General features: G+C 64.2%; 13 protein-coding genes. 6 read left to right on the top strand and 7 right to left on the bottom strand.

The genetic code is table 11. The annotated features are described in order from the left end of the window. The 3 genes from AC1D34_RS24005 to AC1D34_RS23995 form a co-directional block, all read left to right on the top strand. Positions 1–207 (top strand): low affinity iron permease family protein (locus AC1D34_RS24005; protein ID WP_476825529.1); only part of this gene is annotated, 207 nt, incomplete at its 5' end. A 132-nt stretch (positions 208–339) separates the two neighbouring features. After that, the gene (locus tag AC1D34_RS24000) at positions 340–903 is read left to right on the top strand and encodes an isochorismatase family protein (RefSeq protein WP_441488233.1); all 564 of its coding nucleotides are present in this window, start codon (positions 340–342) and stop codon (positions 901–903) included. Further along, a complete protein-coding gene (locus tag AC1D34_RS23995) occupies positions 900–1,913 on the top strand; it encodes a GlxA family transcriptional regulator (protein ID WP_476776074.1) in 1,014 nt (337 codons plus the stop codon). The genes AC1D34_RS24000 and AC1D34_RS23995 overlap by 4 nt, the downstream gene beginning before the upstream one ends. An 8-nt stretch (positions 1,914–1,921) precedes the next feature. Here the strand turns inward: AC1D34_RS23995 and AC1D34_RS23990 are convergent, their stop codons facing one another. Continuing rightward, positions 1,922–2,689, bottom strand: a complete 768-nt coding sequence (locus AC1D34_RS23990; protein WP_476776073.1) for an SDR family oxidoreductase — start codon at positions 2,687–2,689, stop codon at positions 1,922–1,924. A gap of 138 nt (positions 2,690–2,827) precedes the next feature. On the opposite strand from AC1D34_RS23990, the gene AC1D34_RS23985 reads away from it, so the two are divergent. Beyond that, positions 2,828–3,865: an L-idonate 5-dehydrogenase gene (locus tag AC1D34_RS23985; protein WP_441507013.1), complete on the top strand. Its 1,038-nt coding sequence runs from the start codon at positions 2,828–2,830 to the stop codon at positions 3,863–3,865. Here AC1D34_RS23985 and AC1D34_RS23980 read toward each other — a convergent pair whose 3' ends face one another. Then, positions 3,866–5,635, bottom strand: a complete 1,770-nt coding sequence (locus AC1D34_RS23980; RefSeq protein WP_476825528.1) for a sensor domain-containing diguanylate cyclase — start codon at positions 5,633–5,635, stop codon at positions 3,866–3,868. Positions 5,636–5,778: 143 nt separating this feature from the next. Further along, the gene (locus AC1D34_RS23975; RefSeq protein WP_476825527.1) at positions 5,779–7,452 is read right to left on the bottom strand and encodes a formate--tetrahydrofolate ligase; all 1,674 of its coding nucleotides are present in this window, start codon (positions 7,450–7,452) and stop codon (positions 5,779–5,781) included. 180 nt (positions 7,453–7,632) lie between these two features. Between AC1D34_RS23975 and AC1D34_RS23970 the strand changes: the two genes are divergently transcribed. Further along, positions 7,633–8,232, top strand: coding sequence for a dioxygenase family protein (locus AC1D34_RS23970; RefSeq protein WP_476825526.1), 600 nt, complete (start codon positions 7,633–7,635; stop codon positions 8,230–8,232). Between the two features lie 36 nt (positions 8,233–8,268). Here the strand turns inward: AC1D34_RS23970 and AC1D34_RS23965 are convergent, their stop codons facing one another. Beyond that, entirely contained in the window at positions 8,269–8,955 is a 687-nt protein-coding gene (locus AC1D34_RS23965; RefSeq protein WP_476825525.1) for a glutathione S-transferase family protein, read from the bottom strand. A gap of 37 nt (positions 8,956–8,992) precedes the next feature. After that, positions 8,993–9,736 carry a haloacid dehalogenase type II gene (locus AC1D34_RS23960; RefSeq protein ID WP_476825524.1) on the bottom strand — a complete coding sequence of 248 codons (744 nt, stop codon included), beginning with the start codon at positions 9,734–9,736 and terminating at the stop codon, positions 8,993–8,995. A gap of 116 nt (positions 9,737–9,852) precedes the next feature. On the opposite strand from AC1D34_RS23960, the gene gpmI reads away from it, so the two are divergent. Then, complete coding sequence (gpmI, locus tag AC1D34_RS23955) at positions 9,853–11,367, top strand: 2,3-bisphosphoglycerate-independent phosphoglycerate mutase (protein ID WP_476825523.1); 1,515 nt, start codon at positions 9,853–9,855, stop codon at positions 11,365–11,367. A gap of 14 nt (positions 11,368–11,381) precedes the next feature. Here gpmI and AC1D34_RS23950 read toward each other — a convergent pair whose 3' ends face one another. Next, positions 11,382–12,281 carry a hypothetical protein gene (locus AC1D34_RS23950; protein ID WP_476825522.1) on the bottom strand — a complete coding sequence of 300 codons (900 nt, stop codon included), beginning with the start codon at positions 12,279–12,281 and terminating at the stop codon, positions 11,382–11,384. Between the two features lie 174 nt (positions 12,282–12,455). Next, positions 12,456–13,022: an NUDIX hydrolase gene (locus tag AC1D34_RS23945; protein ID WP_476768929.1), complete on the bottom strand. Its 567-nt coding sequence runs from the start codon at positions 13,020–13,022 to the stop codon at positions 12,456–12,458. Positions 13,023–13,145 lie beyond the last annotated feature (123 nt).

Here is a 13,145-nt window from a genome sequence, read left to right as displayed (position 1 = left end):
ACCTTCCTGATGGTCTTCATCATCCAGAACAGCCAGAACCGCGACACCGCAGCGATGCAGATCAAGCTCGACGAGCTTATTCTTCGGCTTGAGGGGGCTCGGGAGGAGCTGCTCGACCTTGAGGAACTCGACGAGGAGAAGCTCGAGGCGATGCGCGCGGAGTTCGAGAGGCTGGCGAGGAAGGCGAGGGAGAAAAACGGTGACTAGCTCCGGCTTGCCGGGAGAGCGAGGCATCGTCTATCGTCATGGCGTGATTTGTCCGCCCTTCGTCTCGATCTGGTATTTCGCCAATTACTCAGAGCTTTAGCATAAGCCCATACCTCAAGTGGGAGATGCAAAATGTCCTCTGATACCGCCTTGCTCGTGATCGATGTCCAGGAATCCTTCCGGCAGCGTGCCTATTTTGAAGAGACCTATGTGTCGCCCTTCATCACGCGGCTTCAGGCGCTCGTCGACGGAGCCAAGGAAGCTGGCATCCCTGTCGTCCAGATTTTCCACGTCGACCCGACCGGTCCCTTCGCCGAGAGTTCCGGCTACGTGAAGACCCTCGCGCCGCTCACGCTCGAACCAGATGCCGTCTTTCGCAAGGGGCGGCACAGCGCGCTCGTTGGCAGTGGGCTTGATGTCTGGCTGACCGAGAATGGCATTCGCCGCGTGATCGTCTCCGGCATCCGCACCGAGCAGTGCTGCGAGACCACGACGCGCCACGCGTCGGACCTCGGCTATGAGGTCGATTATGTCGGCGAGGCGACCCTGACCTTCCCGATGACCGATGCCGCCGGCCGTCAGTGGAGCGCAGCCGAAATACGGGCGCGGACGGAGCTTGTTCTGGCCGATCGCTTTGCGCGCATCGCCACCGTCGAGGACGCTCTCACTCAGCGCAGCAAGAAGCTGGCAGCATGACGCGCGAGCAGCAGCCCGTCGAGGTGCCGGTCTATGTGCTCGTACCACCGCGCGTGCTGCTGCTCGATGTCGCCGGACCGATCGAGGTGCTGCGCCGGGCCAATCTGGAACAGGACGCCTTGCGCTTCACCGTGACCTATGCCGGGCCGCTGCCTGATGTCTGGAGTTCGATCGGCCTTGGCATGACAGCCATCGGTCCCTTACCAGCCTCCCTGCCAGACGGCTCGCTGCTTGTCCTGCCCGGCAGTGCCGATGCGCCTCTTGGCCATCAGGGCTCGAGCCGGGAGGAGGATGCGGTCCAGGAGGGGCAGATCGTCGAGTGGCTGCGGCGGGCGGTTCGTCCGGGCATCCGCTTCATCTCGATCTGCTCCGGAGCCCTGCTCGCGGGCCGCGCCGGGCTTCTCGACGGGTATGATTGCACCACGCATTATGACTGCCTCAGCGAACTCGCCGAGGCTGCGCCGGCGGCCCGAATCCTTGAGAACCGGCTCTATGTCGAGGATGGCGAGCGCCTGACCAGTGCCGGGATTACAGCCGGTATCGATCTGATGCTGCATGTCGTGGCGGGGATGGCGGGGCATGCCTGCGCGCTTGCAGTTGCACGCTATCTCGTCGTCTATCTCAGGCGTGCCGGCGCCGATCCGCAGCTTTCGCCCTGGCTCGAAGGCCGCAACCACATCCACCCTTCCGTGCACCGGGCACAGGATGCGGTGGCGGCCGACCCGGTGCGCGACTGGTCGGTGAGTACGCTTGCCGATGCCGCCGCAACGAGCCCGCGCAATCTCTCGCGCCTGTTCAACGAACATGCGGGCATGAGCGTCACCGAATATGTCAATCGGATGCGGGTTGCCGTTGCGCGAGAGTTGCTGACCGGTTCCCGCCTCGACATCGAGGCGGTCGCTGAACGCGCCGGCTTTGCTTCACCTCGGCAATTGCGGCGGGCCTGGGGGCGCTTCCATAGTCTGCCGCCGAGCCGGATGCGGCAGAGCGAGGCTAATGCTGCGGGCTGAACCGGAGGTCAGACCACCGATGTCAGGCCGCCATCGACCATCAGCAGATGGCCGTTGACATAGTCGGATGCTGCCGATGAGAGGAAGATCGCGGCGCCGACCAGTTCCTTAGTCTCGCCCCAGCGCCCGGCGGGCGTCCGGCTCTTGACCCAGCCTGAGAAAGTTTCGTCGGCGATCAGCGCCTTGTTGAGCTCGGTGACGATGTAGCCGGGGCCGATCGCGTTGGTCTGGATGTTATGTTTGCCGAGCTCGGCGGCGAGACCGCGTGTCATCATCTTCACGGCGCCTTTGGTGGCGGTGTAGGGCACGATGGTGGGCCGGCCGAGCTCACTCATCACCGAGCCGATATTGACGATCTTGCCCCGGCCGCGCGGCACCATCCGCTTCGTCACGGCCTGCGTGACATAGAAGACCGAATGGAGATTGGTATTGATCAGGTAATGCCAGTCCTCGGCGGGGAACTCGGTGAAGGGCGCCCGCTTCTGCGTGCCGGCATTGTTGATCAGGATGTCGATCGGCCCGACCTCGGCCTCGATCGTGGCAATGGCCGCCTCGACGGCCTGCTGCTCGGTGACGTCGAAGGCAGAGATCGAGACCTTGCGGCCGGAATTGGCGATCGCGGCGCGTGCGGTCTCGAGCTTGCCCTTGTCGCGGCCGTTGAGCACGACATGTGCCCCAGCTTCGCTCAGACCTTCGGCCATGGCGAGGCCGATGCCCTGGCCCGAACCGGTGATGAGTGCGATCTTGCCTTCAAGGCTGAACAGCGAAAGCGACATGGCGTATCCTCGATGGCGCAGGTATGGCCGAAGAAATTCGATTTGCGCGGGCCCGCATAGCTTGGGTAAGCATCTTTCAATCGATTAGACAATTGCAGATCGGCCGAATCCGGCAAGGCCTTCCCTGGGAGAACCGCCATGCGCGCAGTCGTCATCCACGCCGCGAAGGACCTGCGGGTCGAGGAAAGGCCCGTGCCGGAACTCGGACCGCTGGATGTGCGTGTGCGGATCGAGGCGGGCGGGATCTGCGGCTCGGACCTGCACTACTACCAGCATGGTGGCTTCGGTACGATCCGCGTGCGCGAGCCGATGATCCTCGGCCACGAGATCGCAGGGACGGTCGAGGCGGTCGGCGGCGAGGTCTCGCGGGTCAGGTCGGGGGACCGTGTCGCCGTCAATCCGAGCCGGGCTTGCGGGCGTTGCCGCTACTGCCAGGCAGGCCAGCAGCAACACTGCACCGACATGCTGTTCTATGGCAGCGCCATGCGCTTCCCCCATGTCCAGGGCGGGTTTCGCGATGTGCTCGTCGTCGAGGAGCGGCAGGCGGTGAAGCTGCCTGCGCATGTGCCGGCGGCGCAGGCCGCCTTCGCCGAGCCGCTTTCGGTTTGCCTCCATGCCGCCAAGCGCGCTGGCCCCCTCCTCGGCAAGCGGGTCCTGGTGACCGGCTCCGGGCCGATCGGCGTGCTCACCGTGGTCGCTGCCAGGGCGGCGGGAGCCTCCGAGATCGTCGCGACCGACGTTGTCGACGGTCCGCTGCCGACGGCATTGAAGATGGGCGCGACGGGCGCGATCAACGTCATGGTGGAGCCGGAGCGGCTCAAGGCGGAGTACGGCGCGGAGAAGGGAACCTTCGACGTGATGTTCGAGGCCTCGGGTAACCAGCATGCGCTGACGGGTGCGTTCGACGTGGTGCGGCCCGGCGGGGTCATTGTGCAGATCGGCGTCGGCGGCAATTTCACCCTGCCGATGAACGTGCTGGTCGCCAAGGAGTTCGATCTGCGGGGCTCATTCCGCTTCCATGAGGAGTTCGACTGGGCCGTGGCGATGATCGGCTCGGGCAGCGTCGATCTCTCTCCGCTGCTGACGGCGTCGATCCCGGTCGAGCGGGCCGTCGAGGCCTTCGAGCTGGCTGGCGACAAGTCGCGGGCGATGAAGGTGCAGCTCGCCTTCGCCTGATCAGCCGAGCCGCAGCGTCGGATGGCCCGTCTGGCCGTGCAGCGCGGGGTCGTAGACGACGAAGGTGTCGCGGCCGCCATGCTTGGCGGCATAGAGCGCGGCATCGGCATGGGCGGCCGCGCTCGACAGGGTTTCCAGCGGGCCGACGATGCAGGCGCCGATGCTCACGGTMGCGGTGATCGCCTGCGCCCCATTAAGCTCGATCGGGGCTGCCCTGATCTCGCTGACGATCTTGGCGGCAATCGCCGAAAGCGAGGCGAGCGAACTGTCGGCGATCAGCAGGATGAACTCGTCGCCGCCCCAGCGGGCGCAAATATCATAGTTGCGCAGCACGGCGGACATGCGGTGTACGACCTCGATGATCACCCGGTCACCGGCCTGGTGGCCATAGGTATCGTTGATCGTCTTGAAGTCATCGAGATCGACCAGGGCGAGCGCCGTCGGGCGCCCGGTGCGAAGGGCCCGGTTCTGCTCCTGGGCAAAGGCCCCTTCAAAGCCACGTCGATTCAGCACCGAGGTAAGCGGGTCGTGATGGGCGAGATGCTCGAGCGTCTCGGTGCGCTCCCGTACCATTGCCTCGAGTCGGTCGGTATTGTCGCTAACCGCGCGTGCCATCTCCTCGAGGGCGCGCGACAGGCGGCCGATCTCATCATGGCCGGCGTCAGTGTCGGAAGGTGTGAACGAGCCGGCGCGGACGCGCATCACGGAGGCTTCCATCCGCGCCAGCCTGTCGAGAACGCTGCGTTTGAACAGCAAGGTCATCAGTGTGGCGGCAGTCATCAGGATGGTGGCCAGCAGCAATGCGATCGGAAGAAACAGCCTTCGATCGATGATCTGGTCGACATCCATCAGGCTGATGTTGAACCAGCCCAGGCGGTCGAGATAGCCCACTCCGACGAGCGTTTCGCGGCCGCTGACGGTCATGAAGCGTGAGCGGACGGGGGCTTCACCCCGCGCGACCTCAGCCATCATGCCGGTCAGCGCCGCACGGTCGGCTTCTTCGTCGACAAGGGCAAAGATCGTCTTCTTGGCCTTGAGGTCCTTTGTCAGACTATGAAAGTCGACAAGGCGCGGATCGCGATGCGCCTGCACCGCGCCGTTGCGGTCGACGAAGATGCTCTGCACGCCGACCTGCGGGATATCGACGACTTCGCGAATGAACTGGCTGAGATCGACGCCGGTCCCGATGATGCCGAGCTGCTTGTCACCCTTGCTGATGATGCAGTTGATCCAGACCTTGGTGACTTTGAGATTGTCGTCGTGGTCGACATTGAGGTGGCAGCCGGAGCCGAGCGCCGCCGTCTTGTAGTACCAGCCGTCGCGCGGGTTCTCGCGTGAGAGGGTGTAGCGCCTGCGGGCGGTCTCGTAAGTGTTCTGCTTGTCGTTGAAGTAGTAGTTTCCGGAGCCGTCGAGCACGACGAAATAGCTGCGATCCTTGAACGAGAGCCGGTAATGCTCAAGTTCAGCGAGCCCGCGCTCGGATTTCTCGGGATCGTTCTCATCTGCCGCCCAGGCAAGAATGGCTGGGGAGCGCGCCACCGTTTCGGCCAGCGAGACCTCCCGCATCAGGGATTCCAGCCCGCGATAGCGATCGAACAGGATCTGCTTCTCGGCGAAGAGCGTGCCGAGTTTCTCGACCGTCGCGTTGACGATCCAGAGAAGAGCTGCGGTCGAGGGGATGGCGACCGCAAGCAGGGCGGCCAGGGTCAAGACGAGAACCCGGCCCCTCAACCCCGAGGTGAAGGCCGGCCGCGCGATATTCGCCCTCATCCCGAGCAGTGCCCCGACAGCGTCCGCCGAACCTAACTGGATGTCGTGATTCGACGCGTTTGATTCGGCCTGTTTCTGTCACGATGCTTGCACGGGTGAAGCTAGAAATCACCCGTGCCAGTGTCCAATCCAGCCGCAAAAGCTTAGAAGAGGCCTTCGATCTGTCCTTCCGCATCGATATGGATGCGTTCTGCGGCGGGCTCCCGGGGCAGACCGGGCATGGTCATGATGTCCCCGCAGATCGCGACGACGAATCCGGCCCCGGCCGAGAGGCGAAGTTCACGGACCGGAACGATGTGGCCCGAGGGAGCGCCGCGCAACGTGGGATCGGCCGAGAAGGAGTATTGGGTCTTGGCCACGCAGACGGGAAGGTGTCCATGCCCGGCAGCTTCGAGTTCCGCGAAGCGCGCGCCCACCTTGGCGTCGTGGGAGATGCCAGCCGCGCCATAGATCTCTTCGGCAATGGTCTGCAGCTTGTCGCGCAACGGCATGGCATCTGGATAGAGCGGCGCGAAATCCGCCTCGTCATCGTCGGCCAGTGCGGCGACCTTGCGCGCCAGCTCCTCTGCGCCCGCGCCGCCTTCGGCCCAGTGCCGGCTGATCACGGCTTCGACGCCAAGATGGTTGCGGCAATAATGGCGGATCAGCTCATGCTCGGCATGGGTGTCGCTGTCGAAATTGTTGATCGCGACGATCGGCGGAACGCCGAATTTCCGGATGTTGACGACATGGCGCGTCAGATTGGAGAGCCCGGCTTCGAGCGCCTTCAGGTTCTCCTGGCCGAGCGCATCCTTGGCTGCGCCGCCATGCATCTTCAGCGCGCGGACGGTCGCGACCACGACAGCCGCGGCCGGCTTGAGGCCGGCCTTGCGGCATTTGATGTCGAAGAACTTTTCCGCGCCGAGATCGGCTCCGAAGCCGGCTTCGGTCACGACATAATCGGCGAGCTTCAGTGCGGCGCGCGTGGCGATCACCGAGTTGCAGCCATGGGCGATATTGGCGAAGGGGCCGCCATGGACGAAGGCGGGCGTTCCTTCCAGGCTCTGCACGAGATTCGGCATGAGCGCATCCTTGAGGAGGACGCTCATCGCGCCGGTCGCCTTCAGCTCGGCGGCAGTGATCGCGCGCTTGTCGCGGCTGCGGCCGACCACGATGCGGCCGAGCCGGTCCTCGAGATCGGCATGGTCGCGAGCGAGGCAGAAGATCGCCATGACTTCCGAGGCGACAGTGATGTCGAAGCCGTCCTCGCGTGGATAGCCGTTGCCATTGCCGCCCAGCGACGACACGATCTGCCGCAAGGCGCGATCATTCATGTCCATGACGCGGCGCAGCGCAACATTGCGGGCATCGAAGTCGAGCGCATTGCCCCAATAGATATGATTGTCRACCAGCGCAGCGAGCAGGTTGTGGGCGCTGGTGATGGCGTGGAAGTCGCCGGTGAAATGCAGATTGATCTGTTCCATCGGCACGACCTGCGCATAGCCGCCGCCGGCGGCCCCGCCCTTCATGCCAAAGCAGGGACCGAGCGACGGTTCGCGCAGCGCGATCATGGTACGCTTGCCGAGGCGWGACAGGCCGTCGCCGAGGCCAACCGTCGTGGTGGTCTTGCCCTCGCCGGCGGGCGTCGGGCTGATCGCCGTGACGAGGATCAGCTTTCCATTTGGACGCTGCTCGAAATCCGGGATCGCGGCGCCATCGATCTTTGCGATGTACTTGCCGTAGGGATGAAGGGCCTCTTCGGGAATCCCGACCCTTTCGGCGATGCTGGCGATGGGCGTGAGTTCGGTTGCGCGGGCAATTTCGATATCGGTCGGCATACGGTTTCCTTCGCCGCGTCGCGACCCAGACCGGAGCACGCGGAATCGGCGGTCACAGTGCCGTGAAACGGGCCATTCTGCCACTGCTTTCCCGGAACGCTGCGTCCATATTTTGGCACGGCTCCGGTCTTCACCCCAAGGGGAGGGGCACCAAACTGGGATCCGGGATGGGAGTGCGCGATGCCGCAAATTGGGTTCAACCGCCGTGATCTCGTCGCTTCCGCGCTCGCTGCGGCCGGGCTCGCGGCGCTGTCTCGTCCCGAACCTGCCCGGGCCCAAGGAGCGGAACTTCCGATGACGCCTGCCTGTGAGGGTAGGGCGGCGGTTACCAGGCGCCAGACCGAGGGGCCGTATTTCACGGCGTCCTCCCCGCTCAAGCGGGATCTGCGCGGAGATGGGCCAGGCGAGATGCTGGTGCTGTCCGGTTTCGTGCTGACGCCRCAATGCCGCCCGGTCGGCGGAGCCCTGGTCGATCTCTGGCATGCCAATGCGAGCGGCGACTATGACAATGCGGGCTTTCTCTTCCGAGGCCACCAGTTCACCGACGCGCAGGGCCGGTACCAGTTCATCACCCGCATGCCCGGCCTCTATCCCGGCCGGACACGACATTTTCATGTGAAGGTTCGGGCGGGACAGGGGCCGGTCCTGACGACCCAGCTCTATTTCCCGAGCGAGCCCGGCAGTGCGCGCGACGGTATCTTCGATCGCGCGCTGCTGATGGATATCCGCGCTGCCGAAGGTGGGCGTCTCGGCCGGTTCGATTTCGTGATCGCGGCCTGAGCGAACCGGCGTGAGCCGGCCCGCTCGGGCTTTGGCTCACGCGACGAGATGGGCGTTCTGCGGGAACAGGAACTTGCGCGCTTCCTCGTCGAATTCCGTCTTGAAGGCGAACTGATCCTTCAATGCCACCGCGCGCTGAGCGGCGGGGCGAGCGGAAATCTCATCGAGATGGCGCTTGACGTTGGTCAGCTTGCCGAAGGCCTCTTCACCGAGCGCGAAGKCCGCGCGCGTCGACCAGCCCCAGACCGACATGTCGATCAGCGTGTAGCTGTCTCCCAGCATGTAACGATGCTTGCCGAGCTGGTCGTTGATGATGCCCCAATGTCGTTCGGCCTCGCGCGAGTAGCGGTTGATTGCGTAGGGGATCTTCTCAGGCGCAAAACGGGTGAAATGCACGGCCTGTCCACAATAGGGGCCGATGCCGGTGGCGACGAACATCAACCAGGAGAGCATCTGGCCTCGTGCCGCCGRTGTGCTCTCGGGGAGGAACTTGCCGGTCTTCTCCGCGAGATAAAGCAGGATCGCGTTGCTATCGAAGATCGTGACGTCGCCATCAGTCAGGGCTGGCGTCTTGGCATTGGGATTGATCGCCAGGAACTCGGGCTTGAACTGGTCGCCACGCCGGGTATCGACCGGCACCATCTCGTAGGGCAGCCCGGCTTCCTCAAGGAAGAGCGCGATCTTCGCGGGGTTCGGCGACGGATGATAGTAGAACTTGATCATCGATTGGGTCTCCTGGCGCAGGGTGATCGAGCGGGTCTTACCGCTGTTTCGTCGCGTAAGCTGCAAGATCCGTCAGCCTGGCGATAGTAAGGTCGGCGCCCGCCCCGAGCCGTTCCGGTTGYATGCGCAGAGCCTTGAACAGTGCCGTGGGGCCGATCCCGCCGGGGGCCGCCAGCTCGGCGCGCAAGGCCGATGCGGGAATGCGCTCGATGCGCGCGACGGTGAAGCCGTAGGCTTTGGCGCCGGCGATATCGAAACCGTTGGAGGAAACGAAGAGGATCTCCTCGCGAGCAAGGCCCAGTCGCTTCTCTACCAGCTCATAGCCGCGGGGGTCCGGCTTGTAGACGCCGATCTCGTCGACGCTGATCACGGTTTCCAGCAACTTGTCGATTCCGGCCTGGGCGACGAGGCGCTTCAACATGGCCGGGCTGCCATTCGAGAAAATGGCGAGGCGGAAGCCCGCAAGCTCCTCGAGTGCCTGCCTTGCCTCCGGGTAGAGCGCGAGCGCGTCATAGGCTGCCGCAATTCTGGCGATCAGATCGGGCGTCGCCACCAGCCCGAGTGTCGCCAACGTGAAGTCGAGCGAGTCGCGCGTGACCGTCCAGAAATCCTCATAGCGGCCCATCAGCGCCCTGAGCCAGGTGTACTCGAGCTGCTTCAGCCGCCAGATCTGGGTGATCGTTTCGCCATGGCCGGGAAACGCCTCGTCAGTGACGCCGGCAACGGATTGGACGTCGAACAAGGTGCCATAGGCGTCGAAAACGAGGGCTTTGAGCGCCATGGGCGGTTCCCTTGCCGCGGGATCGGGGATCGGTGCTTCTTCTTAGCACTCGCGTTGGCGGCGCGGTGCGTGATATCCGCACAAGCAGTTTTTCCTTGATGCCCACAGGTTGCCGCATGTCGAACCGCCCCGTGATGCTGATGGTCCTCGATGGCTGGGGCTGGCGCGAGGATGAAACCAGTAATGCGGTGAAGCTGGCGAACACGCCGAATTTCGATCGCTATTGGGCCAGTGCGCCGCGCGCTTTCCTGAAGACTTCGGGGCTCGATGTCGGCTTGCCGGAAGGCCAGATGGGTAATTCCGAGGTCGGCCATCTCAATCTCGGCGCCGGGCGCGTCGTCATGCAGGACCTGCCGCGGATCAACCAGGCGATCCAGGACAAGTCGATCGCGCAGGCGCTGGACGCGACCGGGCTTGTCGCGAAACTCAGGGATACAGGGGGCACCTGCCACCTGCTAGGCCTCGTCTCGCCCGGGGGGGTGCACGCCCATCAGGATCACGCCGTGGCGCTGGCCCGGATTCTGACCGGGCAGGGTATCCCGGTCTGCATCCATGTCTTCACGGATGGACGAGACACCCCACCGCAATCGGCGGCAGAGTATGTACGCGATTTCGCCGCGGCCCTGCCGAAGGAGGCTGTGATCGGCAGCCTGTCGGGCCGTTATTTCGCGATGGATCGCGACAATCGCTGGGAGCGCGTCGAGCAGGCCTGGCGCGCCATGGTGCTGGGCGAGGGCAAGGCCTTCGCGACGGCCGGGGAGGCGGTCGCCGGCGCCTATGCGGAGGGCGTCAATGACGAGTTCATCGTTCCAACCGTGATCGCTGGATATGCCGGCATGCGGGACGGCGACGGGTTGCTCAGCTTCAATTTTCGCTCGGACCGGATTCGCGAGATTCTGGCCGCGGTACTCGACCCGGATTTCACGGGCTTTACTCGGGCTCGCGTGCCGAAGCTTTCCAGGGCGGTCAGCATGACCTCCTACAGCGCCGAACTCGACAAGATCATGCCGGYGCTGTTTCCGCCGCAGACGCTCTCGAACGGTCTCGGAGAGACCGTCGCCAAGGCAGGGCGGATGCAGGTCCGCATGGCAGAGACCGAGAAATATCCGCATGTGACCTATTTCTTCAATGGTGGCGAAGAGCGCCTCTATCCCGGCGAGGACCGGGTGATGGTGCCGTCTCCCAAGGTCGCGACCTACGATCTGCAGCCCGAAATGTCGGCGCCGGAGCTGACGGACCGCGCCGTCGCGGCGATCACTTCGGGGCGATATGATCTCGTCGTGCTGAACTTTGCCAATCCCGACATGGTTGGGCATACCGGAGTGCTTTCGGCGGCGATCAAGGCGGTCGAAACCGTCGATGCGGGCCTGGGCCGGATTGCCAAGGCAATCGAGCAGATGGGGGGTGCCCTGCTCGTCACGGCCGATCACGGCAACAGCGAGCTGATGGTCGATCCGGTGACCGGCAAGCCGCATACCGCCCACACGACGTTTCCGGTGCCCGTGATGCTGATCGGTGGCGATGCGAAGGCGTTGGCCGATGGCAGGCTCGCTGATGTCGCGCCGACGCTGCTGGCATTGATGGGGCTAAAACAGCCGGACGAGATGACCGGCCGCTCGCTGCTGCGCTGACCAATGCAGGCTGATCAGAAGCTGTAGGCGGCTTTCACCTTGACGGGATGCTGGCTGAAATTGGTGAGGTCCAGATTACGGGGTTCACCCTTGGCCTTGCCGGCGACCTGCATGTTGTAGGCGGCCGAGAGCGCGAGCTGTTTCGTCGCCTGCCAGTAGATGCCGGGGCCGGCGAATGTGGCGTAGCCCGCTTCGTTGCCGAAGCCGAGATCGTTGTAGCGCCGCAGATGGCGGACCTCGCCGCTGACATAGAGGCCGTCGACGACCTGCCAGGCCAGTGATCCTGAGGCCGTAAAGGTCGAGGAGCGCCCATAGGGGTCGGGGCCGGTCCAGGTCATGTCCTGGGAGAGATTGAGCGCGGCATAGAGCTTGCCTGGCACCAGCGCCGTGTCGGCGAAGAGACGGATGCCGGTATTGAAAGTGGTGAAGCGGCCGGCGCCGTCGGGATCAGTGCGATTGACGCTCGGATCGAGCACCACCGTCAGGCCGATGCCGTGCAAGTCACGGCCCAGCAGGCGGTATTTCATCTCGACGCCGGCACCATTATTGCTTGAATTAGCACTGATCCCCCCGGCCGAAGCATTGGTGTAGCCACCGAGCAGATAGGGGCCGATCTCGAAGCAGGAGAAGAGCCCATAGGAGCCCTGGAGCTGCGCGCCGTGGGCGTTCGACCGGCCACTGCGCGCGCCGAAGGCGCCGCCATAGGTCAGGCTCGGCCCGAACGAACCGAGCTCCGCCACGTCCGAACCGGTTGTGAAGCCGAAAGCGTCGGTCGGGATGCCTTCGCTCTCGGCGCAGGCTGAGAGCGTCGGCTGGGCGGCAGGCACGCTCTTGCGGGTAGGCAGGTCGGTTGCCAAGGCGTTGGCGGAAAGAGCGCTCAGGGCAAGGGCAGCGGCGGCAATCTTCGGCAGCATCGGTCAGTCCTCGGGTATCGATGCCCCAAGATCGATCAGGTGCAAATGATTTGCAAGAGCGTTAACTGGCCGCCAGAATTGTTGCGGGGAGAATCCTCGCGAAATTGGTCGGGAATGGCGAGACCGCGCCGGCTTCCCAAAATATAATAAAGTTACATCTTTGCAGCGACACTGCTATCGCACCGCAACCGAAGCGAGGCGGGCCGCAACGAGCGGCGCAATGCCGGCGAGTTCGGCGGCAGGCTTCCAGGCTGCGGCGTGAACTTCCTCGAGCTGCGCGACGAGCGGCACCGCGGGATCGGCGACGAAGAGATATTGCAGATCGTGATGGATATGGTCCGGCTCTCCGCGCGAGGGTTTTCCGGGGACGTCATGGCTGTCGATGACGAAGGGCAGATCGTCGCCGCGATGCCAGGGATGCAGGGCAAGCCTGCTGACGCCGGTCTCTTCGATGGCCTCGCGCGCAGCGGAAAGATTGAATGCTTCGGCCTCTTCGTAATGGCCGCCAGGCTGCAGCCAGCGACCGATGACGACATGGTCGATCAGCAGTACCTGGGCGTGATCCGGCGACAGGACGATCGCACTGGTCGTGACATGGCCCGGAAAGGTGTCGCGCTCGTCGAGCGCATGGCCTGCGGCAATCTGCCAGCGCAACAGCGACAGATGCTCACGCCGCGAGGCGACCTCGGCGCGATAGCGCGTCACTACGCCCTCAAGGCGAGACCGGAAGGAAATAGTCATGGCAGTTGCAGCTCGTATTCCTGGAATCGACCATTCTTGATGCCGTCATAACCGATCAGGAAGCGCAGGCGACCAGGCCTTTCCTCGAGAATGGTCACGACCTCCGCCTTGGCATCCTTGGGC

It is taken from the genome of Allobosea sp. P1_A7 (assembly GCF_056406775.1).
Note: the sequence above shows the minus strand (reverse complement) of the source record. Positions and strands in the feature narration are given on the sequence as shown.

Coding starts and splice junctions, on each gene's coding strand:
- AC1D34_RS24000 (WP_441488233.1), top strand. CDS start 340: ATGTCCTCTGATACCGCCTTGCTCGTGATCGATGTCCAGGAATCCTTC.
- AC1D34_RS23945 (WP_476768929.1), bottom strand. CDS start 13,022: ATGACTATTTCCTTCCGGTCTCGCCTTGAGGGCGTAGTGACGCGCTAT.
- AC1D34_RS23950 (WP_476825522.1), bottom strand. CDS start 12,281: ATGCTGCCGAAGATTGCCGCCGCTGCCCTTGCCCTGAGCGCTCTTTCC.
- AC1D34_RS23990 (WP_476776073.1), bottom strand. CDS start 2,689: ATGTCGCTTTCGCTGTTCAGCCTTGAAGGCAAGATCGCACTCATCACC.
- AC1D34_RS23995 (WP_476776074.1), top strand. CDS start 900: ATGACGCGCGAGCAGCAGCCCGTCGAGGTGCCGGTCTATGTGCTCGTA.
- AC1D34_RS23985 (WP_441507013.1), top strand. CDS start 2,828: ATGCGCGCAGTCGTCATCCACGCCGCGAAGGACCTGCGGGTCGAGGAA.